Genomic DNA, 19,630 nt, shown 5'->3' on the forward strand with positions numbered 1-19,630 from the left:
ACCATGACGAATAGTATACATAAACTGGCGGCCTACGTAGCCTTTGCCATTGGGCTACTGCTTGGGACCACGACCCTGGCACAGACCATTCTCAACGAAGCGCCCAAAGGCTTTGACCAGTTGCGGACGGGAATCGCCACCGGGAAACTTGACACCATAGCGTATCCGTCGAAAACCGTAGGTACCACCCGGAAAGCGTTGATTTATACCCCGCCGGGTTATTCGAAAAAGAAAAAATACCCCGTGCTGTATCTATTACACGGCATTGGGGGCGATGAAAAAGAATGGCTTAAAGGTGGCAGTCCGCAGGTGATTCTGGACAATCTGTACGCGGAGAACAAACTGGAACCCATGATCGTCGTGATGCCCAATGGCCGGGCCATGAAAGACGACCGGGCCATCGGCAACGTGTTCGAGAAGGATAAAGTGGAAGCCTTTGCTACCTTCGAGAAAGACCTGCTGAACGACCTTATCCCGTTCATCGAGAAAAAATACCCGACGCTGACCGACCGGGAGCACCGCGCCATCGCCGGCCTGTCGATGGGGGGCGGGCAGTCGTTGAATTTCGGGCTGGGCAATCTGGACAAATTCGCTTGGGTGGGCGGCTTTTCGTCGGCTCCGAACACCAGGCGGCCCGAGGAACTGGTGCCAAATCCAGCCGAAGCCAAAAAGAAGCTGAAACTGCTGTGGATTTCGTGCGGAGATGCGGATGGGCTAATCTCGTTCAGCAAACGTACCCATGACTACCTCTACCAGAACGGGGTGCCGCATATTTACTACGTAGAGCCGGGCGGACACGATTTCAAAGTCTGGAAAAACGGTCTGTATATGTTTTCGCAGTTTCTGTTCAAACCCGTTGATAATGCTTCCCTGACCAAATACACGGTACTGGGTACGCCCGCGTCAACCAACGCAAGAAACGCAAAATACCCGCAAATTTTACCAGACAATCGCGTTGTGTTTCGCGTAAAAGCCCCCGATGCCAAGAAGGTACAGGTCGATCTGGGCAAAAAATACGATATGGTGAAAGACACAAGCGGCTTCTGGACGGCTACCACCGATTCCATCAGCCGGGGTTTTCATTATTACTCGTTGCTGATCGATGGAGTAGCCATTGCTGACCCGGCCAGTGAAGCTTTTTACGGCATGGGGCGCATGGCCAGCGGCATCGAAATACCGGACCGGGACGGGGCTTTTTACGCCATGAAGGATGTACCTCACGGCGACATTCGCATCAAACGCTACCTTTCGAAAGCCTCCAACACCTGGCGCGAGATGTACGTCTACACCCCGCCGGGCTACGACAAATCGACAGAGAAGTACCCGGTGCTGTATCTGTTGCATGGCGGGGGCGAAGATCAGCGCGGTTGGGCCATGCAGGGGAAAACGGATATAATTCTGGACAACCTGATCGCCGATAACAAAGCCAAACCCATGGTCATTGCCATGCTTGACGGCAACGTGAGCGCGGGTGGACTGGCAGGTTTCAACGAAAACGTGTTGAAGGCCTTCGAAAACGAACTGAAGCTGGCCGCTATTCCCTTTGTCGAAAGCACGTTTCGGGTAGAAACCGACGCCAAGCACCGGGCACTGGCGGGCCTGTCGATGGGCGGTTTGCAGACGCTGTATGCCGGAATTAAAAACAACGACATGTTCTCGTCGCTGGGTGTGTTCAGTTCGGGCTGGTTTGCCAACAACCCCACGCTGGCCGATCCACAGTACGCGTTTATGAAAACCAACGCGGCTACCATCAATGCCAACCTGAAACCGCTGTGGATTTCGATGGGCGGGAAGGAGGATATCGCTTACCAGAACTGCCAGATTATGATGAAGAAATTTGATGAGATGGGCATAAAATACCAGTATAGCGAATACGCCGGTGGCCACTCATGGCCAGTCTGGCGGCACGATTTGTTCTTGTTTTCGCAAGAGCTGTTCAAGTAAAAGGCCGTGAATAGGTTGGATAGTTTACTGCCTGTGTGTTTGTCATTCCGACAAAGGAGGAATCTTAAAGGTTGACTTACGCTAAGATTCCTCCTTCGTCGGAATGACAAACACACACAGAATCTATTTAAGTGAAAAGACAGATTTAGAATACACTCAACTCAAAAAACGCACTACGTATGCTTCTAAAAAAATGTGCTTTTGCCCTTAGTATAGTAGCGCTTTCAAACGCACCTGTCCTGAATACTGATGTTTTAGGCCAGCAGATTCCCTCGCTGAAGGACACCTTCAAAAAAGATTTCGGTATCGGAACGGCGCTGAACAGTCCCCAAATCGAAGAACGGGACCCACAGACGACGGCCTTTATCGTGCGCCAGTTCAACATGGCGACGCCGGAAAATATCATGAAGTCGGCGCTGATCCATCCCAAGTGGGACACCTACAATTTCGACATGGCGGATAAGCTGGTTGCTTTTGGGAAAAAGCACAATATCAAAATCAACGGGCATACACTGGTCTGGCACAGTCAGTTACCTCCCTTCATTCGGGGCATTCACAGCGCCGATTCTATTCGGATGTTCTTCACCGACCACATTAAAACGGTAGCCGGACGCTACGACGGAAAGGTGCTTTCGTGGGATGTTGTTAACGAAGCCCTGAATGAAGATGGGACGATGCGCAAATCAGTTTTCCTGGACAACCTGGGTCAGGACTTCGTCACGGAAGCATTCCGGCTGGCCCAGCAGGCGGCCCCCAAAACAGAGTTATATTACAACGACTACAACAACGAACAACCCAAAAAGCGGGCGGGCTGTATTGAACTCGTCAAAAAGATCAAGGCTGCCGGAGTGCGTATCGACGGAGTAGGGATTCAGGGCCACTGGCATGTGGGCAAAGTGCCGCTGAAAGACATCGAAGAAAGCATCCTGCAGTATTCGGCTTTGGGAGTAAAGGTCATGTTTACGGAACTGGACATCGAAGTACTGCCCCGCAACTTCCAGGGAGCCGATGTAGGGCAGCGAATGACGGCTAATGCCCAATCAAATCCTTATCCCGATGCCTTACCCGACAGCGTTCAGCAACAACTGGCTGCTGACTACGAAGCCCTGTTCAGGTTATTCCTGAAGCACAAAGACAAAGTCACCCGTGTCACGTTCTGGGGTGTCAACGATGGCGATAGCTGGCTCAACAACTGGCCCATTCGGGGGCGCACCAGTTACCCATTATTGTTCGACCGTAAAAACCAGCCGAAACCGGCTTTCGAGAAGGTGATTGCCCTGAAGAAATAGCACGTCAAAGACGCCGACTGATAAATGAGGCTTTCCCTTTATTCCCATTCAACTAAGACCAAGCCAGAATCATGATGTTATATTTTCCTTTTATGAAACGATTCCACACAACCCTCGCACTCACAGCGTTGATCGGTTGCTCATTGACCGCCCGCGCGCAAACCAACAGTGGCAAAACGCCGATTTCGCAACCGCTGGTGTCGCACATATACACGGCCGATCCGTCAGCGCATGTCTTCAACGGCAAAATTTACATTTACCCGTCACACGATATTGATGCCAAAGATGTCAAAGAAGATGACGAAGGAGGGCATTTTGCCATGCGCGATTACCACGTTCTGTCGATGGATAAAATTGGGGGACCCGTCAGAGACAATGGCGTGGCGCTCGACCTCAAGGATATTTCCTGGGCGGGTCGTCAGTTGTGGGCACCCGATGCCACTTATAAGAAGGGGACGTACTACCTTTATTTTCCGGTTAAAGACAAAGAGGATATTTTCCGCATCGGCGTAGCGACCAGCAAAAGCCCGACGGGACCGTTTAAGGCCGAGCCGCAGCCAATAAAAGGCAGCTACAGCATCGACCCCACGGTGTTTCAGGACACCGATGGAAACGCCTATCTCTATTTCGGGGGTATTTGGGGCGGGCAGTTACAGCGCTGGAGCGGTAATCAGTACGACCCGAAAGGCGCGCTGAAACAGAAAGACGAAGTGGCGTATCTGCCCCGTGTGGCCCGGCTGAGTGCCGACATGAAAAATTTCGCCGAGCCGGTGCGGGAGGTGCAGATTCTGGACGAGAATGGAAAACCGTTTCTGGAAAAAGACAACGACAAGCGGTTTTTCGAAGCGGCCTGGCTCCACAAATACAACGGCAAGTATTATTTCTCGTACTCCACCGGCGATACGCATAACCTCTGCTACGCCATTGGCGATAATCCGTATGGTCCTTTTACCTACAAAGGTGTGGTATTGAAACCTGTTCTGGGCTGGACGAATCACCATTCCATCGTACAGGTAGGCCCAAAATGGTATCTATTCTACCACGATGTGCAACTCTCCGGCAAGACTCATTTACGAAATGTGAAAGTAACCGAACTGACGTACAACGCAGACGGTACGATCAAACCAATCGACGCTTACAAGTAGTCAATGCATTCGTTACTGGCTGCGGGCCAATAGTGAATTCGGCTACAACAACCCCAAATCTGGCTACGTCTGTGTGGCGGCTACTGCGGACCTTTGTCGTAACCAAAGCAGAGCAATACTATGATTTTAGTAACCGGAGCCACAGGCCAGTTAGGTACCGCAGTCATTCATCAACTGCTGCAAAAATTGCCGGCCAACCAGGTTGCCGCCTTCGTGCGGAGCCAAACCAAAGCCGACAACCTGCTGAAACAGGGCATTGCCATACGAGTGGGTACCTACGACGATGTCGATGCCCTCGACAGCGCCATGCAGGGTGTCCAGACGGTTCTCCTGATTGCGGGTACGGATGAGCAAAACCGATTGAGCCAGCACCGAAATGTGGTGGATGCGGCCAAGAAAGCGGGGGTTCGACGGATCGCTTACACGAGCCGGGCGCTGAAAGACCCCGAAACGCTGGTCAATCAATTGATGAAAGGGCATTTTCAAACGGAGGATTATATCAAAGCCAGTGGACTAGCTTATACGCTGTTTCGCAACATTCTGTACATGGATGCTATTCCGCAGTTTGTGGGGGGCGACGCCGTTTTCGAACGGGGTATTCACGTGCCCGCCGGAACGGGCAGAGTTGCCCTGGCGCTACGAAGTGAGATGGGCGAAGCAATAGCCAATGCGTTGGTTGAGCACGAGGAAAGCAACGTAACGTACCATTTAACGGGCAGTGCGTCTTACTCGTTTTATGACGTAGCGGCTGCTCTGGCCGATCTGTCCGGTAAAGCAGTAACCTACACGCCCGCTGAAGCGGCCACGTTTGAATTGCAACTGGTCGGGCGTGGTGTGCCTGACGTGCTGGCCCGTCGAATCACCGGGTTTATAACCGATATTGCTAATGGGCAGGAAGATAGTGTAAGCCCTGATCTGGAAACGCTGCTGGGCCGAAAACCGACGAGCCTTCAGGAAGGGTTACCTTTATTGTACACGCTATAACCTACCTCACCTGGTTTTATGCTGCGTAGAATCAGGCGAGGTGCTATTCACTGATACCAACCGAGATGCTTCACCGAATTGATACAATAGCGGCCTATCATCAGCTTGCGGGCCTTCCCAAGCCAGCCCACCCGCTCATTAGTGTGGTTCGGTTTGACGATATCAAACCCGCAGAGACCCGGCAGCCGACCAGTCTCGTGAATAACTTCTATTCGATTGCTCTGAAACGGAATGCCAACGGCCGAATGAAATACGGCCAGCAGGTGTACGATTTCGACGAAGGGGTGATGGTCTTTCTGGCCCCTGGTCAGGTGCTGAGTACTACGGTTGGTGAAGTACACGAGCACACGGGCTGGCTACTGATGGTTCACCCTGATTTTTTGTGGCATACCCCCCTGGCCAAAGTGATTCGGCAGTACGACTACTTTGACTATTCTCTGCGGGAAGCCCTGTTTTTGTCTGAACAAGAAGAGTCAACGATCGTCAGTATCATCCAGCAGATTCAGCGGGAGTATCAAGCGCCGATCGACAAGTTCAGTCAAAACATCATCCTGGCTCAGCTGGACGTGTTGCTCAACTACGCTGATCGGTTTTACCAGCGTCAGTTCATCACCCGCCGGGTTACCAACCACCAGCTGCTGGACCGCTTCGAAGCCGTCCTGGAAGCTTATTTTGCCAGCGATGCACTGTTGAAAACCGGTTTGCCAACGGTCGGGTACATGGCCGAACAACTCCATCTATCGCCCACCTACCTGGGCAGCTTATTGAAAACGCTGACCGGACAAAACGCGCAACAGCACATTCACCAGAAGCTTATCGAGAAGGCAAAAGAACTGCTGTCTACCACTACGTTGTCGGTCAGTGAGATCGCTTATGGACTGGGGTTCGGACACCCTCAGTCGTTTAGTAAGTTGTTCAAGAGCAAAACCAACTCTTCCCCGCTGGCATTTCGCTGTTCATTTCATTGATGCCGAATTTAGGATGATGTACTATATAATAGCCTGATAATTAGTGGCTAAGCCTAAAATTTCGTGTAAAGAGGCCAGTTTACGGGCATTGTACACGAAAGCGTAGGCGGGGGAAAGCTATTTTTTTACTAATCTTATTTGATCGACTCCTTGATTGCCTCCTCTCCAAATCATAACTGGCTGACCGTCGATAACTTCTACGGAAAAATTGTCGTTGACGATGCCCACGTTTTTTAAATACGCTTCTTCTGGCTCGACTAAATGAGAGCCGTTGGGAAAGTTGTATTCAAACAGGAAGGAAGCCTGCGGACCCGTTTTGTTGACAATTCGCCCGGCGCTAGCCAGTAGGTAGAAGTAAATGGGGTACGTCCTGGTGCCATACTGAATATGTCCTTCAAATTCGGGATGCTTGGCTTGGGGAGGGTCAAATCGAGATGCAGAAACAGCGTTGATCGTCAGCGTAGCTATATTTTTCAAAACGGTGTCTTTCGTGATCTGCGCCTGACTCTGATAATAATCATTTTTCCTATAGCGGATGGCAACCTCCTGCATTGTCCATTGACCGATAAGTTTTGGGGCTACCTCACTCATGAGTTTGACCGATTCCTTATCGAAATCAATTTTAGGGGGTGCCGATTCGGGTTGCGTACACTGCCCCAAAAGAAGGCTACTAATGCCGATGAAAAGGAAGTAAGCTTTCATAACAGGGTCTGTTTTTGGGCAACAATATACCAGGCCATCCGCCTTTTATGCGTCGCATGACCAGAGACTCTTTGGGCAATGTGGTCAGAAAATCAGGTCTTTAATTCCACAATTGATTCGCAGCGGTCAGGATGATTGGCTGCTTGTCGGTAACGACAATTGTGTGCTCGTGCTGCACCGCGAAACTATCTCTGGCGACCAGTGTCCAGCCATCTCCCGTCTCTTGAGCATAGGTGGCTTTGGTGGACAAAAACGTCTCGATGGCCACCACCGAATTCGTCCGGAAACGCGTTTTGTTGGACCGGTCGTAGTAGCATAGAATCTCAAGCGGCTCTTCATGCAGACGCCGGCCAATTCCGTGCCCAGACAGATTTTTGATCACCCGATAGCCACTCCGCTTGGCTTCCGTTTCAATTAAGCGCCCAATTTCAGCCAACTGTACTCCTCCCCGAATGTGACTAATGGCTTTGGCCAGGATTCGCTTTGAGGTTTCTACCAGGTCACTATGCTGGTGGATATCCTGTCCCAGAACGAAAGAACCCCCATTGTCTGACCAATAGCCATTGCGTTCGGCTGATACATCGATGTTGACTAAATCCCCTTCCTGAAGAATCCGTTTGGCAGACGGAATACCGTGACATACCTCCTCATTTAAACTGATGCAGGTCCAGCCTGGAAAGCCATAGGTAAGCTTAGGGGCCGAACGGGCACCCTCTAGTTCCAGCAGTTGTCGCCCATACTGATCCAGCTCAAACGTCGACATCCCTGGCCGGGCATACTCCTGCATGCGCTTAAGGGTAAGGCCAACAATTTGGCTGATCTGCTGCATACCAATTAAATCCTCCTCAGATTTCAATGACATAACGTTGTCGTTTTACTGGTTGAATCACTATCCTGTAAAGTAATAGAATACACGTTGCAAGACAAAATTGACGCCTGACAACCTGTCCACCGCATGTGCCCTATACATAAGGGAACAAAGGGCAGTTCCTGGCTACTCAATGAAGCAGGTAGTGTACTTTACGCATAGCTGTTTTATGACTAATAAGTTGATTTACCGGCCCACACAATCGATATAGCTTACTCCTTTTGGTTTTCCCAATGAATCGGCAATAGACATTCCTTGGTTCGCTTGGACAATTTGATTTAACACGGCCTGATCAATTTCAGACCACATAGCACAGGGGCCGCTACCCAAATCAACTTCCATTCGTAGCTCCCGATTTGTTTTACTGTACCATATTGCGTGCTGAGTACCCGTATTTGGTTTTGATGGGTCGAACGTATACTTCACTTTCTCGTAGTTAGTAGCAGAAAGTTGATCATACCTGCTGGCGAGATAAGCCAACGTTTTTTGTTCAGCAATTGTGCGACTGGTGAATTTACCCAGATTGTAGTAAGGGCCGATAGCATTTACATCGCAGCCTAATAGACCAGAAACAGTAAGTAAAGCGATTACCTGTAGAGAAGAAAGACGCATAGGAAAGGATACATGTAACAAAGTATAAACTCACTCATATTAAAAGAAAAAGGCCGCAACCTTCTAGAGCTACAGCCTTGAAAAGGAACGCGTTCAGATCCGCTATTTTTTCTTGGTTGTGATCACAATCACGCCATTTTTGCCAAAAGTACCTGCTTCGCCAACGTCTCCAGTAGCTGAAGGGGGAAGTTGGTAAACATGCTCAATTTGCTCGCTAGCGATGGCTCGTGCTTCATGAGCATCAGTCACTTGGTTATTGACCAAAAAGGAAACGTCTCGCAGTTCTCTAGCTACTGACCAGTCAATCTTCGTGCCTCTCGACTGGTAGGAAGCAACATCAGTAGGAGCGGCCTCCTTAGTAAACCCCCGAACCGTTTTTGTCTGTTTGTTGACGTCAATAAAGGCCAGCGTGTTGGCATCTAGTGTCTGGAAATAGGTGGAGTTAACTACTTTCCCATCCAAGTAATACGTCAGCGTATCACCCGGTGTAGCCTGGGGTAAGCTTGTGCGTTGTGCAAACGCCAAGCCTAGGGCGAGAACAAACGATAGTAGTGTAAATGTGAATCGCTTAAGCATGGTAAGGAGTTGGTTTAGGGTAAAAACTGTTCATTTTTTGTGAAACTACGTATTACCAACTGATGCACCAATTAACGTATCTGTTAAATAATGTCGCCTGTTGCCTACGTGGCGTAGCGGTTGCAAACCAGCTAAAATTAATACAATTTGCTCTCTGTCAGTTGTTACGCCTTGATCGTTACAGGTCTGGTTGGATCGATGCGTAGCCAGAGCAACGCGCTGACCAGTAAGCAACCCGCGATCATAAAGAGCGGGTAACTGAAATTATTGGTGTGCTTGACAATGATCCCGAACAGGATGGTGATGAAAAAGCCACCCAGCTGCCCGGCGAAATTCATAGCGCCCGTTACGGAACCGGCGTTGCGCTGACCAATGTCCACACAAACGGCAAACGCAACGGGCAGGGCCAGGTCTTTGGCAAGTACACAGATCGCCAAAAAATAACCCGCCGTCTGATTGTCGGTAGTAATGCCAGCCAGTAGGAAAAATAAGCTCGACAAGCCAAGTCCACCGACGCCCACCGCTCGACGGCCTATTTTTAGCCCATATCGTTTGGTTAGTACATCGCTCAGAACACCACCAGCCAGACAGCCAACCGCGCCCAGAAAATAGGAAAGGGAAATGAAATTTTTTGTTTGGTCTTCGGTCATGCCACGGCCTTCCTGAAAATAGACCGACGACCAGTTTGTGAAAAAATAAGAGCCGTAAAAGAACAGATGACACATCAGCATGAGCGCCCACAAATCGGGATTACGGACAATGGTTTTCCAGGGAATAAGGTGATCGGACGATTTGATTTTACGGCCCCGTTCAATCTCCCGAACCTCTTCAAGGCTTATGCTCTCCTGGGCTGCGGGTTCGTCACGAAACCAGACAAACCAACCAATGGCCCACACGACGCCCAGCAAACCCAGAACAGCGAAGGCCCAGCGCCAGCCAGCCCAATGCACCAGCGGAATAACCAGCAATGGGGTCAATGCCCCGCCTAGCCGGCCGGCAGCCCAGATCACGGATTGCGCCCGCCCCACTTCAACCGCCGGAAACCACCGCGCAATAACGATGGAGGAGTTAGGGTAAGCACCCGCTTCGCCGGCACCAAACAGGAACCGAACCACCAGCAGGTAAATAAAATTGAAAGCCGTACCCGTCAGCATCGTAAACCCGGACCACCACAACACGACCCGGGTCAGTACGCGCCGGGGACCAATTTTGTCGCCGAGGGAGCCCGTTGGTATTTCGAAAAGAGCGTACGCGAGTGAAAAAGCGCCGAGTATCCAGCCAAACTGCTCGTTGTCAAGGTGAAGATCGGCTTTTACATATTTGCTGACCACGTTCATGCAAACGCGGTCGAGATAAGTAATGGTCGAAAGTAGAAATAAGCCCGCAAGAACGCGGTAGCGAACTTTCATGAAGTAAAGGATAAGAAGATAGGAATAAGGTGTCAGGTAAAGATAGGTTTGCCTGATGGAAAAACAACAGATGTCATTGATTGCTAGCCATTGGACACGTGCAGATAACCAGAAATTTAGTCTTTTTTAACAGGCCTGCCGGTTGTCCCAAAAAAATAAACAGACCGGCCTTCCGACCAATCGTTGACGGATGTACTTTTACGGCATGTCAACCGTAACGATTGCCTCACTTGCCGAAAGCCTTCCTGCTTTCCTCGATTCCTACGATTTTTCGGCCATTGCCGTCATTGCTGACAACCATACATTCCGGTTCTGCTACCCCGACCTGAAAGCGCTGTTGCCCAAACATACGCTTATCCGGATCAAGTCGGGCGAAGAGCAAAAGCACATCGCTACCTGTGAAATGATCTGGGATGCGCTGACGCGGGCCAACTTTGATCGCCATGCGCTGGTACTTAATCTCGGTGGGGGCGTCATTGGTGATATGGGTGGGTTCTGCGCGGCTACCTTCAAGCGCGGAATTGCCTTTGCTCAACTGCCTACTACCTTACTTTCTCAGGTCGATGCCAGCGTTGGTGGTAAACTCGGTATCGACTTCCGCGGCTTTAAAAACCACATCGGAGTGTTTCAGCAGCCCAATACTGTCCTGATTGACACGACTTTCCTGGCAACGCTACCGGAGCGCGAACTTCGGTCGGGTTTTGCCGAGATCATCAAACACTGCCTGATTGCCGATGCCGCCATGTGGGACGAAATACGGCGTCGTGATCTCGACGAGCAGGACTGGGCGGCCCTGGTCGCCCATTCAGTCGCAGTTAAGCAGCGGGTCGTAGCGCAGGATCCTACCGAGAAAGGGCTTCGCAAGATTCTTAATTTCGGCCACACGCTGGGCCATGCCGTTGAAACGCACTACCTGATGCAGCCCCGGAAGCGACTTCTGCACGGAGAAGCGATTGCCGTTGGGATGGTTTCGGAGGCATTTATTGCCTGTCATAAAAAGATGATCGACCAAACACTGCTCACGCAAATCGAAGAATACATATTTTCCGTATATGGAAATGTGCGGTTGGGGGATGAGGACATAGAACCCATTCTAGCATTGACCCTGCAGGACAAGAAAAACCGGGGGCGCGACGTTCGAATGGCTCTCCTTGACGGACCCGGAAGTTGTGCTTTCGATATACCGGTTACGGCCTCTGAAATGCGCAAAGGTCTGGAGTTCTACCGAGGCCTGAACAAGTAGTAGAAATTTGGCGTACTGCATTGTTTAAGAAACAATTACGTTTATATTTGAGTTTGACGGGAATATTATCACTACGATCTATTTAAATACTAATTATCTATTGAAAACTCTTTACAAACGGTAGTATGAAAAAGTGCATTGGAATTCTGTTTGCGTTGGCTGTTGTCGTTATGGCGGGCTGTTCGCCGAGTAGGTTATTTGTAGAGCATGACTATAGCTACGAGGGCCACTTTAAAAACTACGAATCGTTCAATTTTCTGGAATGCGAATTTGTTGATTCCACGCTTCTCTGCTCCGATATTCAGGATGCTATCCGGCATCAGATGGAGGCTCGTGGGTATCGGGTCAGCAACCGCAGCCCAAACCTACTGATCTCCTACAACATTTTCCGGTCCGATCTGCGGTTCCGGGGTTACCAGCAGCCTGTCATTAAAGACTGGGTTGTCCGCGAAGACGACGATGCTACCTATAAACGTATTGATTATAACCTGGACGAAGGCACGTTGATGATCTCGCTCATCGATGCTGAATCCTATCAGGTTATCTGGAAAGGCTATGCATCGAAAATGATGCGCAATCAGAACTTCAAGAATAACTACTTCAAAGGCATCGTTCGATCCATATTCGACCAATACCCGTTGATGGCCACGGTGAAGTAAGTAACTCAGCTTGTGTAGAGCGGTGGTGCAGCATTTCGACATTATGCCCGCTATGTAGAGGAAAATACATTCTTCTGCACGGCGAACAGAATGCCGGAATGCCGCATCACCGCTTTACTTTGTCAGTTCTTTGAAAATTCCTTCCAGCGAATTTTCCTGCTGACGAAGGCCAACCAGCGTTAGGTTCTGATCGGCAGCAAGCCGGAAAATAGCGCCCCGAAGGTCGGTTTTTGGGGAGGCCGTAATTCGATACTGGCCTTGCTCCATGGGCTCTACCCGCTCAACGCCCGGTAACGAAGCCAGTATGGCTGGATTGGCTAAAGTGTCCTCAAACTCGGCGACAACGATAATACTTTCGCCGGCCGATGCACTTCGGAGTTGACTCAGCGGTTGATCGATCACAATTTTTCCCCGATTAATAATGATGACCCGGTCGCAAATGGCTTCAACTTCCTGCATGATGTGGGTCGAAAACAGCACGGTTTTGTCGCGACCTACGTTGCGGATAACCTGCCGGATTTCGGCTAACTGATTCGGGTCAAGCCCGGTTGTTGGCTCATCCAGAATCAACACGGGGGGATTATGCAGCAATGCCTGCGCCAGACCAACCCGCTGCCGGTACCCTTTTGACAATTGTCCAATGCGTTTGTGTTGTTCTCTTGTCAGCCCCACCAGTTCGATTGTGTCGGTGATACGCCGACGTAAGTCTGAGCCCAGCATACCATGCAGTGACCCGGCAAATCGCAGGTATTCCTTCACGTACAGGTCCAGGTACAGCGGATTGTGCTCGGGTAAATAGCCAACACTCCGGCGTACGTCCATCGGTTGCGTCCGAACGTCGAACCCGTTTACTTCGACTGTTCCGTCGGTAGGGGCGAGGTAGCCCGTGGCTACCTTCATGGTCGTAGACTTTCCGGCTCCGTTAGGTCCCAGAAAACCGACGATTTCGCCAGGTTGTACCGTTAGCGAAATTTGATCGACAGCCCGCTGGTGGTTGTACTCTTTCGTGAGATTCTGGACTCGGATAGACATATTGACGGTTAACTGATAGCTAGTAAACGATGAATAGGGCAGTGTTGGCATGTGCGCTATCTAAAGCTAACCTACAAAAAACCGGAAAGAATTTCTATTTTTATCGGTTTAACATCAATAGACATTGTTTTCTTTCACTAGCCTATGTCCCTTTTACGTAAAAAGACCGTAACCCAAATCCTGAGTGATGCTACCGAAGGTGAATCGAGTAAACTGGTAAAGACGTTGGGCGTCCGCGATTTAACGTCATTTGGCATCGCGGCTATTATTGGGGCCGGTATTTTCAGCACCATCGGGCTGGCAAGTTACAACGGCGGGCCTGCCGTATCGCTCCTGTTTGTATTTACGGCTATTGCCTGTGTGTTTACGGCACTTAGTTACGCACAGTTTGCGAGTACCGTTCCCGTCAGTGGGAGCGCCTACACTTATGCATACGTAGCCTTCGGCGAAATTTTTGCGTGGATCATTGGCTGGGCACTCATCCTCGAATATGCCGTTAGCAACATGGTCGTGGCTATTTCGTGGTCAGAATATTTTACATCCATGCTGAGTGGGTTCGGTATCACCTTTCCAAAGTATTTTGCTACCGACTATGGTTCGGCATCTCGTGCGTTCGATCTGGTGCAACAGGCAAAACAGGCCGGTACGAGCCTGACAACCATTCCCGAAAATACGCGCTTACTGGCTGAGGCCTTTGCCAACGCGCCTGTTGTGGGCAGCCTTCACCTGATTGCCAACTTGCCTGCCGGAGCGATAACGGTATTGATTACGGCTCTTGTGTACATCGGCATCAAGGAGTCGCGGACGGCGAGTAATATTCTGGTGGTGCTCAAGCTTGCGGTTATTGGCCTGGTCATTAGCGTAGGCGCGTTTTATGTGAAACCGGCGAACTGGTCGCCATTTGCCCCGAATGGGGTATCGGGTGTATTGAGCGGAGTAGCCTCCGTATTTTTTGCCTTTATAGGCTTCGACTCCATTTCGACCACGGCCGAAGAGTGCAAAAACCCGCAGCGCGATCTGCCTCGTGCCATGCTTTACTGCCTGGGCATCTGCACGGTTCTTTATGTGCTGATCACGCTGGTATTGACGGGCATGGTCAACTACAAAGAGTTGGGCGTCAGCGATCCACTGGCCTATGTGTTCCAGAAAGTGAACCTTGATTTTGTCGCGGGTGTGATCTCCGTAAGCGCTGTCGTTGCTATTACAAGTGCGCTGTTGGTCTATCAACTCGGGCAGCCCCGCATCTGGATGACCATGAGCCGCGATGGCCTGCTCTGGAAACGTTTCTCCCGGATCCACCCCAAATACAAAACACCTTCTTTTGCTACTATTGTAACGGGCTTTCTGGTTGCCGTTCCGTCGTTATTTATGGACCTTAAGTTCTTTGTCGATTTAACTAGCGTCGGGACGTTCTTTGCGTTTATTCTCGTCTGTGCCGGCATTCTGTTTCTGGATGCTAAAGGGCTTACGGCTCAGTCAAAATTTAAAGTTCCCTATATAAATGGGAAGTACATTATCGGTGCGGTACTGCTGGCCGTCCTGGCTTATGCCCTGGTCCAAAATTCGCCTTTGCAAACGCTGGAAAGTAAGCCCTTATTGGTTGTGTTCTGGGGCGTATGGATCGTACTGGCCGTCCAGGGCTTTCGGTATAACTTCTCGCTGCTTCCGGTTATTGGCGTGCTGACGAACCTCTACTTAATGACCGAGTTAGGATCGAGCAACTGGCAGATTTTTGGTATCTGGCTGGTTATCGGTCTGGTCATCTACTTTTCGTATGGGTTCAGGGAAAGCAAACTGGCCAAGCAGGAGAATACATTGAGCGCGTAGGAATGCCCTATCACTTTCCGAAAAACATAATGTGCTGCTGAGGCAACCGGTCGTCGTTTTTTAAGAGTTTTAGTCCGATGGCTTTCATCTCTTTGGTTGCCTGTTTAACGCTTAGTTTATGAAGTTCCTTGATGGGTACATTGGGATCTTCGGACCGGTATTCGACCAGAACAAGGCGGCCACCCGGCTTCAGGGCGGCTGAAATGTGTTCCATCATCTCGCGCGGGTACGAAAATTCATGGTAAGCGTCAATTAAAATGGCCATGTCGATGCTATTGGCCGACAGTTTGGGGTCCGACTCGGTGCCGAGTACCGGTTGTACATTGGTAATTTTTCGCTTCGCCTTTCCCTCATTCAGATAGTCAATCATTTCAGGTTGAATATCAACGGCCAGTACCTTGCCCTGGGGTAGCCTGGGTGCCATCAGAAATGTAAAAAAACCAGTTCCGGCCCCAATGTCGGCCACAACATCGGTTGGCTTCAGGGATAAGGCTTTTAGTAAAAGGTCGGTACGCTCTTCCTGTTCACGTTCCGGGCGTTCGAGCCACGATGCGCCCAGATGACCCATAACCTGCGCAATCTCGCGGCCCTGATAAAATTTACCCGTTCCGTCACGGCTGGCACTCCCGATCCGATAGACGGTCGTTGAGTCGGCAGGGAGCGAGGTGGTGGTCGGCTTTTGTTGAGAGGCCCCCCGGCAACAAACGAAAAGTAACACGAGCAACAAAACCGGAATACGGTGCATAACGAATGGGTTCAAGTATAGGTAGTAAACCATCGTAGCGCAAAACAGTTGTTCAGAAGAACCAATTACATCCTGAGTATGAATCTTATCCTACATGTACTGCTCGATGCCGCCGTCATTTTCGGGCTGGCTTATCTGATGCCCCAAATCGATGTAAAAAACTTTGGAACGGCCGTGCTGATTGCACTCCTGCTTGGTCTCCTCAATTTCTTTGTGGGCTGGATCATTCGTTTTCCACTTAATCTGATCACCTTCTTTTTATTGACAGGTATTGTTCGAATTCTGGTAACGGCGTTGCTGCTTAAAGTAATCGATAAGTTCATGGATAGCTTCACCATTGTGGGTTTCTGGCCTGCAGTGCTCATTGCTTTCGCCGTAGCCGTGGCTGGCATGCTCATCGACCGCTCGTCCCCAACGCCCGAGATGGTAGAATCCGGTTATGTCGTATCGCTGCTATCCAGTTTACGGCTGGCCTGATGCGTGTTCATAGCTACTTAAGCAAAAAGCCGGATCAGTGATGATCCGGCTTTTTGCTTAGATTGAAAAGGCGTTTGATTAATCGCTCCGGCGACCGCCCATCAGGAGGCTGGCATAATACAGGAGCGTAGCCAGTGAACCCAAAGCCGCAACGACATAGGTCATAGCCGCCCACCAGAGGGCATCTTTCGCAAAGCCATACTCCCGTTGATTAACGACACCCCGGTCCTGAATCCAGGCAAGTGCCCGGCGGCTGGCGTCGAACTCAACGGGGAGCGTCACGAAGCTGAAGATTGTGGTTAGCGCAAACAGGCCAACACCAATGGCGAGCGGTAGCGGAGTTGTCTGCAGCAAGATAACGCCCGCCAGTAATACCCACTGTAAATAGCGTGAGGATACCGACAGAATAGGCACCATGGCCGAGCGAAGCTTCAGTGGAGCGTAGGCCACTTTATGCTGAACGGCGTGACCACATTCGTGGGCTGCCACGGCGGCAGAGGCTACGCTTCGTCCGTAATAAACGTCGGCGCTGAGGTTAACGGTTTTATCTTCCGGATTATAGTGGTCCGTGAGCATACCCTCTACCGATACAACGCGTACATCGTAAATGCCGTTTTCATTTAGCATCTTTTGGGCTATTTCGGCACCGCTTAGGCCATTGCTTAGGCCAATCTGAGCGTATTCGTTAAATTTACTTCGTAACCGCCAGCTCACGAATGCGCTGAGGCCGAAGATAAGAATCATGATTAACCAAGGTGAGATCATCGTCAATTAGTCAGGTTTGTGGTTTCAATAAAACAGCCATTGTGTTGGCTTGTTTATAGTAAAACAACAGTTAGCCGTAAAAAGTATCCCGCTGGTCCGACCATTTATCCTGTTGAGTCACCATTCAACAAAGCAACAGGGCTCAATGGAAAAGGAGTTGACTGCTTTAATACGAACGTCTTAACTGTAGCCAGCTTTGATGCGTTCGATGAGCTTTGTCGTTGAATATCCTGGTACGAGCGCAACCGTTTCAACACGTCCGCCGTGTGCCAGCACGAAGTCAGAACCAACAATGGTTGCCACCGTATAATCGTCTCCTTTCACCAGGACATCGGGCTGAATGGCCTCGATAAGCTCGAGTGGGGTGGGTTCACCAAATAGCGTAACGGCATCCACAAAGGCCAATGCAGCCATGAGCCGGGCACGAGCATATTCATTTACAACAGGGCGTAATGGGCCTTTGATACAACTGACGGATGCATCGGTATTGAGCCCTAAAATCAGCTTATCACCAAGGCTACGGGCTTTTTCGAGGTAGTCGATATGCCCTAAATGAACGATGTCGAAACAGCCATTGGTAAAAACGATTTGCTGGCCTTCGGCCCGCCATTGCTGAGCCTGTTGAATGGCCTGCTCGCGGGTTAGTATCTTGGATTCGGTCATAGTGAAATGGTTGCGTTACCGCTCCAGTTTTAAGGCTTTGGGATCGTCTAGCACGTCGGCTGCGTTGGTTGTTTTGTTACCCCGAAACAGGACAACTAACAGCGCAATGATGCCCAGAAGGATAATCATGATGGTGGAGACGCCATGAATGAACGTCGCCAGCACCTGTCCGTCCTGACTGGTCAGGCCATACAGCAAAGCCACCTGTCCGACCAGCAGGTGAAAGGAACCAATGCCGCCCGGTGTCGGGGCGGCCATGCCCAGCGAACCCACCACCAGGATGGTCAGGCCCGCCAGCGGACCAAGATTAGCGGTAGCGGGCATGGCAAAGAACAGGCAAAAGGACATCAGGTAATACATTGTCCAGATGAGCAGTGTATGAAAGACAAAAGCTCCCGGCCGACGTAGTTTCCGAACGCTCAGTAAACCTTCGAGAAGGCCCTTGGCAAAGGCACTCACTTTTTGGTAAAGCGGATGGCGGCCCAGTGCTTCGCGGTAGCGGCTAAACAGGAACCAGCCCAATAATGCCAGCCCGATCAGGACGGCCCCCGCCAGTAACAATATCCCTGAGCCGCTGGAGCCTTTGGGCAGTTTACCGCCCAGAAACTCCATGAAAAACTGGCTCAGCCGGTCAAACTCAAGTATAAACGTTGCCCCCAGCAGCAGAATAAGCATGAGCAGATCGAATAAGCGTTCGGCCACGACCGTGCCGAAACTAACGTTGACCGGTACACCCGATAGGCGGTACAGGGTTCCGCAACGGGCTACTTCACCGGCGCGGGGGAGAGCCAGGTTGGCCAGGTAACCGGTTAGAACACTCGCCGTTGTATCGAGCGAATTGGTGCGTTGCGACACCACCGGTTCCAGCAGAATTCGCCAGCGTTCGGCCCGGCTCCAGTGAGCCACAATGGTCATCAGGGCCGAAACCAGGACCCACCGATAATCGGCTCCGCTTATTTTTTGCCATAAGTCAGCTGCGTCGAGGTGACTTTGCTTGAATGTAAACCAGAGCAATCCTCCGGCGAAAGCCAGCGAGATGAGGTATTTAAGTATATTTTTGATAGTCATATTGCCACAATGTACGCTATAAGCCGTGATAAGATGATAAACGCGGCTTTTTGGCCACGTAAAAGAAAACTCCGCCACAAAGTAACGGAGTTTCACGGAAACCGGTGAGAATGGTTAGCAAAAGGATTATCCGTTCACCAGTCGGTTATTTTCATCCGGGAAAACTACGGTTGGTCTGAAGGTCTTTGCTTCCTCATCCGTCATCATCGTGTAGGCGATAATAATGACAATGTCACCTACTTGTGCTTTGCGGGCAGCCGCCCCATTCAGGCAAATGATGCCGGAGCCGCGCTCCCCTTTTATGACGTATGTGATCAGTCGTTCGCCGTTATTGTTGTTGACAATATGTACCTGCTCGTTTTCGCGTAAATTGGCGGCATCCATAAGATCTTCGTCGATGGTGATGCTACCAACATAATTCAGCTCTGCCTGGGTGACTTTGACGCGGTGCAGTTTTGATTTTAATAGGGTAATAAACATGAGAATGGGATAATGCCATACGGGAGTGACTTGTTGGACTCCTCGCCGATTGTCACCAAAACAGCCACGTCAGGGGGTTGGTTCCGGTTTTCAGAATTGCCGGACAGCAGGCGAGCCAATGCACTGACCATCAGATCATAGCATTGGCTCGTGTACCAAAGGTGCCTGAAATGA

At 50.5% G+C, this 19,630-nt stretch carries 20 protein-coding genes; 9 read left to right on the forward strand and 11 right to left on the reverse strand.

What is annotated here, in order from left to right; translation table 11 throughout:
• Window positions 1-3: 3 nt before the first annotated feature.
• From ACYU8Y_RS24540 to ACYU8Y_RS24560, 5 genes are all read left to right on the forward strand, one after another.
• Window positions 4-1,944 (forward strand): alpha/beta hydrolase-fold protein, encoded by a 1,941-nt coding sequence (locus ACYU8Y_RS24540; RefSeq protein ID WP_460940795.1) that lies wholly within the window; start codon window positions 4-6, stop codon window positions 1,942-1,944.
• A gap of 179 nt (window positions 1,945-2,123) precedes the next feature.
• Entirely contained in the window at window positions 2,124-3,233 is a 1,110-nt protein-coding gene (locus ACYU8Y_RS24545; protein ID WP_460940796.1) for an endo-1,4-beta-xylanase, read from the forward strand.
• Window positions 3,234-3,325: 92 nt separating this feature from the next.
• Window positions 3,326-4,378 (forward strand): glycoside hydrolase family 43 protein, encoded by a 1,053-nt coding sequence (locus tag ACYU8Y_RS24550; protein ID WP_460940797.1) that lies wholly within the window; start codon window positions 3,326-3,328, stop codon window positions 4,376-4,378.
• Between the two features lie 120 nt (window positions 4,379-4,498).
• Window positions 4,499-5,362: an SDR family oxidoreductase gene (locus ACYU8Y_RS24555; protein ID WP_460940798.1), complete on the forward strand. Its 864-nt coding sequence runs from the start codon at window positions 4,499-4,501 to the stop codon at window positions 5,360-5,362.
• Window positions 5,363-5,427: 65 nt separating this feature from the next.
• Complete coding sequence (locus ACYU8Y_RS24560) at window positions 5,428-6,330, forward strand: helix-turn-helix domain-containing protein (protein ID WP_460940799.1); 903 nt, start codon at window positions 5,428-5,430, stop codon at window positions 6,328-6,330.
• A 117-nt stretch (window positions 6,331-6,447) separates the two neighbouring features.
• On the opposite strand, the gene ACYU8Y_RS24565 is transcribed toward ACYU8Y_RS24560, so the two are convergent.
• The 5 genes from ACYU8Y_RS24565 to ACYU8Y_RS24585 all read right to left on the reverse strand — a co-directional run bounded on the left by ACYU8Y_RS24565 (window position 6,448) and on the right by ACYU8Y_RS24585 (window position 10,497).
• Complete coding sequence (locus ACYU8Y_RS24565; protein ID WP_460940800.1) at window positions 6,448-7,032, reverse strand: hypothetical protein; 585 nt, start codon at window positions 7,030-7,032, stop codon at window positions 6,448-6,450.
• A gap of 100 nt (window positions 7,033-7,132) precedes the next feature.
• Window positions 7,133-7,894, reverse strand: a complete 762-nt coding sequence (gene map / locus ACYU8Y_RS24570; protein ID WP_460940801.1) for a type I methionyl aminopeptidase — start codon at window positions 7,892-7,894, stop codon at window positions 7,133-7,135.
• Window positions 7,895-8,086: 192 nt separating this feature from the next.
• Complete coding sequence (locus tag ACYU8Y_RS24575; RefSeq protein WP_460940802.1) at window positions 8,087-8,512, reverse strand: hypothetical protein; 426 nt, start codon at window positions 8,510-8,512, stop codon at window positions 8,087-8,089.
• Between the two features lie 102 nt (window positions 8,513-8,614).
• Window positions 8,615-9,088, reverse strand: a complete 474-nt coding sequence (locus tag ACYU8Y_RS24580; protein WP_460940803.1) for a hypothetical protein — start codon at window positions 9,086-9,088, stop codon at window positions 8,615-8,617.
• Between the two features lie 164 nt (window positions 9,089-9,252).
• Window positions 9,253-10,497, reverse strand: coding sequence for an MFS transporter (locus tag ACYU8Y_RS24585; protein WP_460940804.1), 1,245 nt, complete (start codon window positions 10,495-10,497; stop codon window positions 9,253-9,255).
• Between the two features lie 205 nt (window positions 10,498-10,702).
• On the opposite strand from ACYU8Y_RS24585, the gene aroB reads away from it, so the two are divergent.
• Entirely contained in the window at window positions 10,703-11,740 is a 1,038-nt protein-coding gene (gene aroB / locus ACYU8Y_RS24590; protein ID WP_460940805.1) for a 3-dehydroquinate synthase, read from the forward strand.
• Between the two features lie 125 nt (window positions 11,741-11,865).
• On the forward strand, window positions 11,866-12,399 hold the full coding sequence (locus ACYU8Y_RS24595; RefSeq protein ID WP_460940806.1) for a DUF4136 domain-containing protein: 534 nt from the start codon (window positions 11,866-11,868) through the stop codon (window positions 12,397-12,399).
• A gap of 114 nt (window positions 12,400-12,513) precedes the next feature.
• On the opposite strand, the gene gldA is transcribed toward ACYU8Y_RS24595, so the two are convergent.
• On the reverse strand, window positions 12,514-13,431 hold the full coding sequence (gene gldA / locus ACYU8Y_RS24600) for a gliding motility-associated ABC transporter ATP-binding subunit GldA (protein ID WP_460940807.1): 918 nt from the start codon (window positions 13,429-13,431) through the stop codon (window positions 12,514-12,516).
• A gap of 144 nt (window positions 13,432-13,575) precedes the next feature.
• Here gldA and ACYU8Y_RS24605 point away from each other — a divergent pair, with 144 nt between their 5' ends.
• Window positions 13,576-15,258 carry an amino acid permease gene (locus ACYU8Y_RS24605; RefSeq protein ID WP_460940808.1) on the forward strand — a complete coding sequence of 561 codons (1,683 nt, stop codon included), beginning with the start codon at window positions 13,576-13,578 and terminating at the stop codon, window positions 15,256-15,258.
• Between the two features lie 10 nt (window positions 15,259-15,268).
• Here ACYU8Y_RS24605 and ACYU8Y_RS24610 read toward each other — a convergent pair whose 3' ends face one another.
• Complete coding sequence (locus ACYU8Y_RS24610) at window positions 15,269-16,003, reverse strand: class I SAM-dependent methyltransferase (RefSeq protein WP_460940809.1); 735 nt, start codon at window positions 16,001-16,003, stop codon at window positions 15,269-15,271.
• A 78-nt stretch (window positions 16,004-16,081) separates the two neighbouring features.
• On the opposite strand from ACYU8Y_RS24610, the gene ACYU8Y_RS24615 reads away from it, so the two are divergent.
• A complete protein-coding gene (locus tag ACYU8Y_RS24615; RefSeq protein WP_460940810.1) occupies window positions 16,082-16,480 on the forward strand; it encodes a phage holin family protein in 399 nt (132 codons plus the stop codon).
• A gap of 78 nt (window positions 16,481-16,558) precedes the next feature.
• On the opposite strand, the gene ACYU8Y_RS24620 is transcribed toward ACYU8Y_RS24615, so the two are convergent.
• The 4 genes from ACYU8Y_RS24620 to panD all read right to left on the reverse strand — a co-directional run bounded on the left by ACYU8Y_RS24620 (window position 16,559) and on the right by panD (window position 19,456).
• Window positions 16,559-17,224 (reverse strand): zinc metallopeptidase, encoded by a 666-nt coding sequence (locus ACYU8Y_RS24620; protein WP_460940811.1) that lies wholly within the window; start codon window positions 17,222-17,224, stop codon window positions 16,559-16,561.
• Between the two features lie 201 nt (window positions 17,225-17,425).
• Window positions 17,426-17,908, reverse strand: a complete 483-nt coding sequence (gene rfaE2, locus ACYU8Y_RS24625) for a D-glycero-beta-D-manno-heptose 1-phosphate adenylyltransferase (RefSeq protein WP_460940812.1) — start codon at window positions 17,906-17,908, stop codon at window positions 17,426-17,428.
• Window positions 17,909-17,923: 15 nt separating this feature from the next.
• A complete protein-coding gene (locus ACYU8Y_RS24630; protein WP_460940813.1) occupies window positions 17,924-18,976 on the reverse strand; it encodes a lysylphosphatidylglycerol synthase transmembrane domain-containing protein in 1,053 nt (350 codons plus the stop codon).
• 126 nt (window positions 18,977-19,102) lie between these two features.
• A complete protein-coding gene (gene panD / locus ACYU8Y_RS24635; RefSeq protein ID WP_460940814.1) occupies window positions 19,103-19,456 on the reverse strand; it encodes an aspartate 1-decarboxylase in 354 nt (117 codons plus the stop codon).
• Window positions 19,457-19,630: the final 174 nt, after the last annotated feature.

The organism is Spirosoma humi, assembly GCF_054776575.1.

What these genes read in the sequence shown, in the direction of transcription:
- rfaE2 (WP_460940812.1), bottom strand. Translation starts at nt 17,908, where the DNA reads ATGACCGAATCCAAGATACTAACCCGCGAGCAGGCCATTCAACAGGCT.
- ACYU8Y_RS24545 (WP_460940796.1), top strand. Translation starts at nt 2,124, where the DNA reads ATGCTTCTAAAAAAATGTGCTTTTGCCCTTAGTATAGTAGCGCTTTCA.
- ACYU8Y_RS24610 (WP_460940809.1), bottom strand. Translation starts at nt 16,003, where the DNA reads ATGCACCGTATTCCGGTTTTGTTGCTCGTGTTACTTTTCGTTTGTTGC.
- ACYU8Y_RS24560 (WP_460940799.1), top strand. Translation starts at nt 5,428, where the DNA reads ATGCTTCACCGAATTGATACAATAGCGGCCTATCATCAGCTTGCGGGC.
- ACYU8Y_RS24605 (WP_460940808.1), top strand. Translation starts at nt 13,576, where the DNA reads ATGTCCCTTTTACGTAAAAAGACCGTAACCCAAATCCTGAGTGATGCT.
- map (WP_460940801.1), bottom strand. Translation starts at nt 7,894, where the DNA reads ATGTCATTGAAATCTGAGGAGGATTTAATTGGTATGCAGCAGATCAGC.
- ACYU8Y_RS24540 (WP_460940795.1), top strand. Translation starts at nt 4, where the DNA reads ATGACGAATAGTATACATAAACTGGCGGCCTACGTAGCCTTTGCCATT.
- ACYU8Y_RS24550 (WP_460940797.1), top strand. Translation starts at nt 3,326, where the DNA reads ATGAAACGATTCCACACAACCCTCGCACTCACAGCGTTGATCGGTTGC.
- ACYU8Y_RS24565 (WP_460940800.1), bottom strand. Translation starts at nt 7,032, where the DNA reads ATGAAAGCTTACTTCCTTTTCATCGGCATTAGTAGCCTTCTTTTGGGG.
- ACYU8Y_RS24580 (WP_460940803.1), bottom strand. Translation starts at nt 9,088, where the DNA reads ATGCTTAAGCGATTCACATTTACACTACTATCGTTTGTTCTCGCCCTA.
- ACYU8Y_RS24620 (WP_460940811.1), bottom strand. Translation starts at nt 17,224, where the DNA reads ATGATTCTTATCTTCGGCCTCAGCGCATTCGTGAGCTGGCGGTTACGA.
- aroB (WP_460940805.1), top strand. Translation starts at nt 10,703, where the DNA reads ATGTCAACCGTAACGATTGCCTCACTTGCCGAAAGCCTTCCTGCTTTC.
- ACYU8Y_RS24575 (WP_460940802.1), bottom strand. Translation starts at nt 8,512, where the DNA reads ATGCGTCTTTCTTCTCTACAGGTAATCGCTTTACTTACTGTTTCTGGT.
- gldA (WP_460940807.1), bottom strand. Translation starts at nt 13,431, where the DNA reads ATGTCTATCCGAGTCCAGAATCTCACGAAAGAGTACAACCACCAGCGG.
- ACYU8Y_RS24595 (WP_460940806.1), top strand. Translation starts at nt 11,866, where the DNA reads ATGAAAAAGTGCATTGGAATTCTGTTTGCGTTGGCTGTTGTCGTTATG.
- ACYU8Y_RS24615 (WP_460940810.1), top strand. Translation starts at nt 16,082, where the DNA reads ATGAATCTTATCCTACATGTACTGCTCGATGCCGCCGTCATTTTCGGG.
- ACYU8Y_RS24630 (WP_460940813.1), bottom strand. Translation starts at nt 18,976, where the DNA reads ATGACTATCAAAAATATACTTAAATACCTCATCTCGCTGGCTTTCGCC.
- ACYU8Y_RS24555 (WP_460940798.1), top strand. Translation starts at nt 4,499, where the DNA reads ATGATTTTAGTAACCGGAGCCACAGGCCAGTTAGGTACCGCAGTCATT.
- ACYU8Y_RS24585 (WP_460940804.1), bottom strand. Translation starts at nt 10,497, where the DNA reads ATGAAAGTTCGCTACCGCGTTCTTGCGGGCTTATTTCTACTTTCGACC.
- panD (WP_460940814.1), bottom strand. Translation starts at nt 19,456, where the DNA reads ATGTTTATTACCCTATTAAAATCAAAACTGCACCGCGTCAAAGTCACC.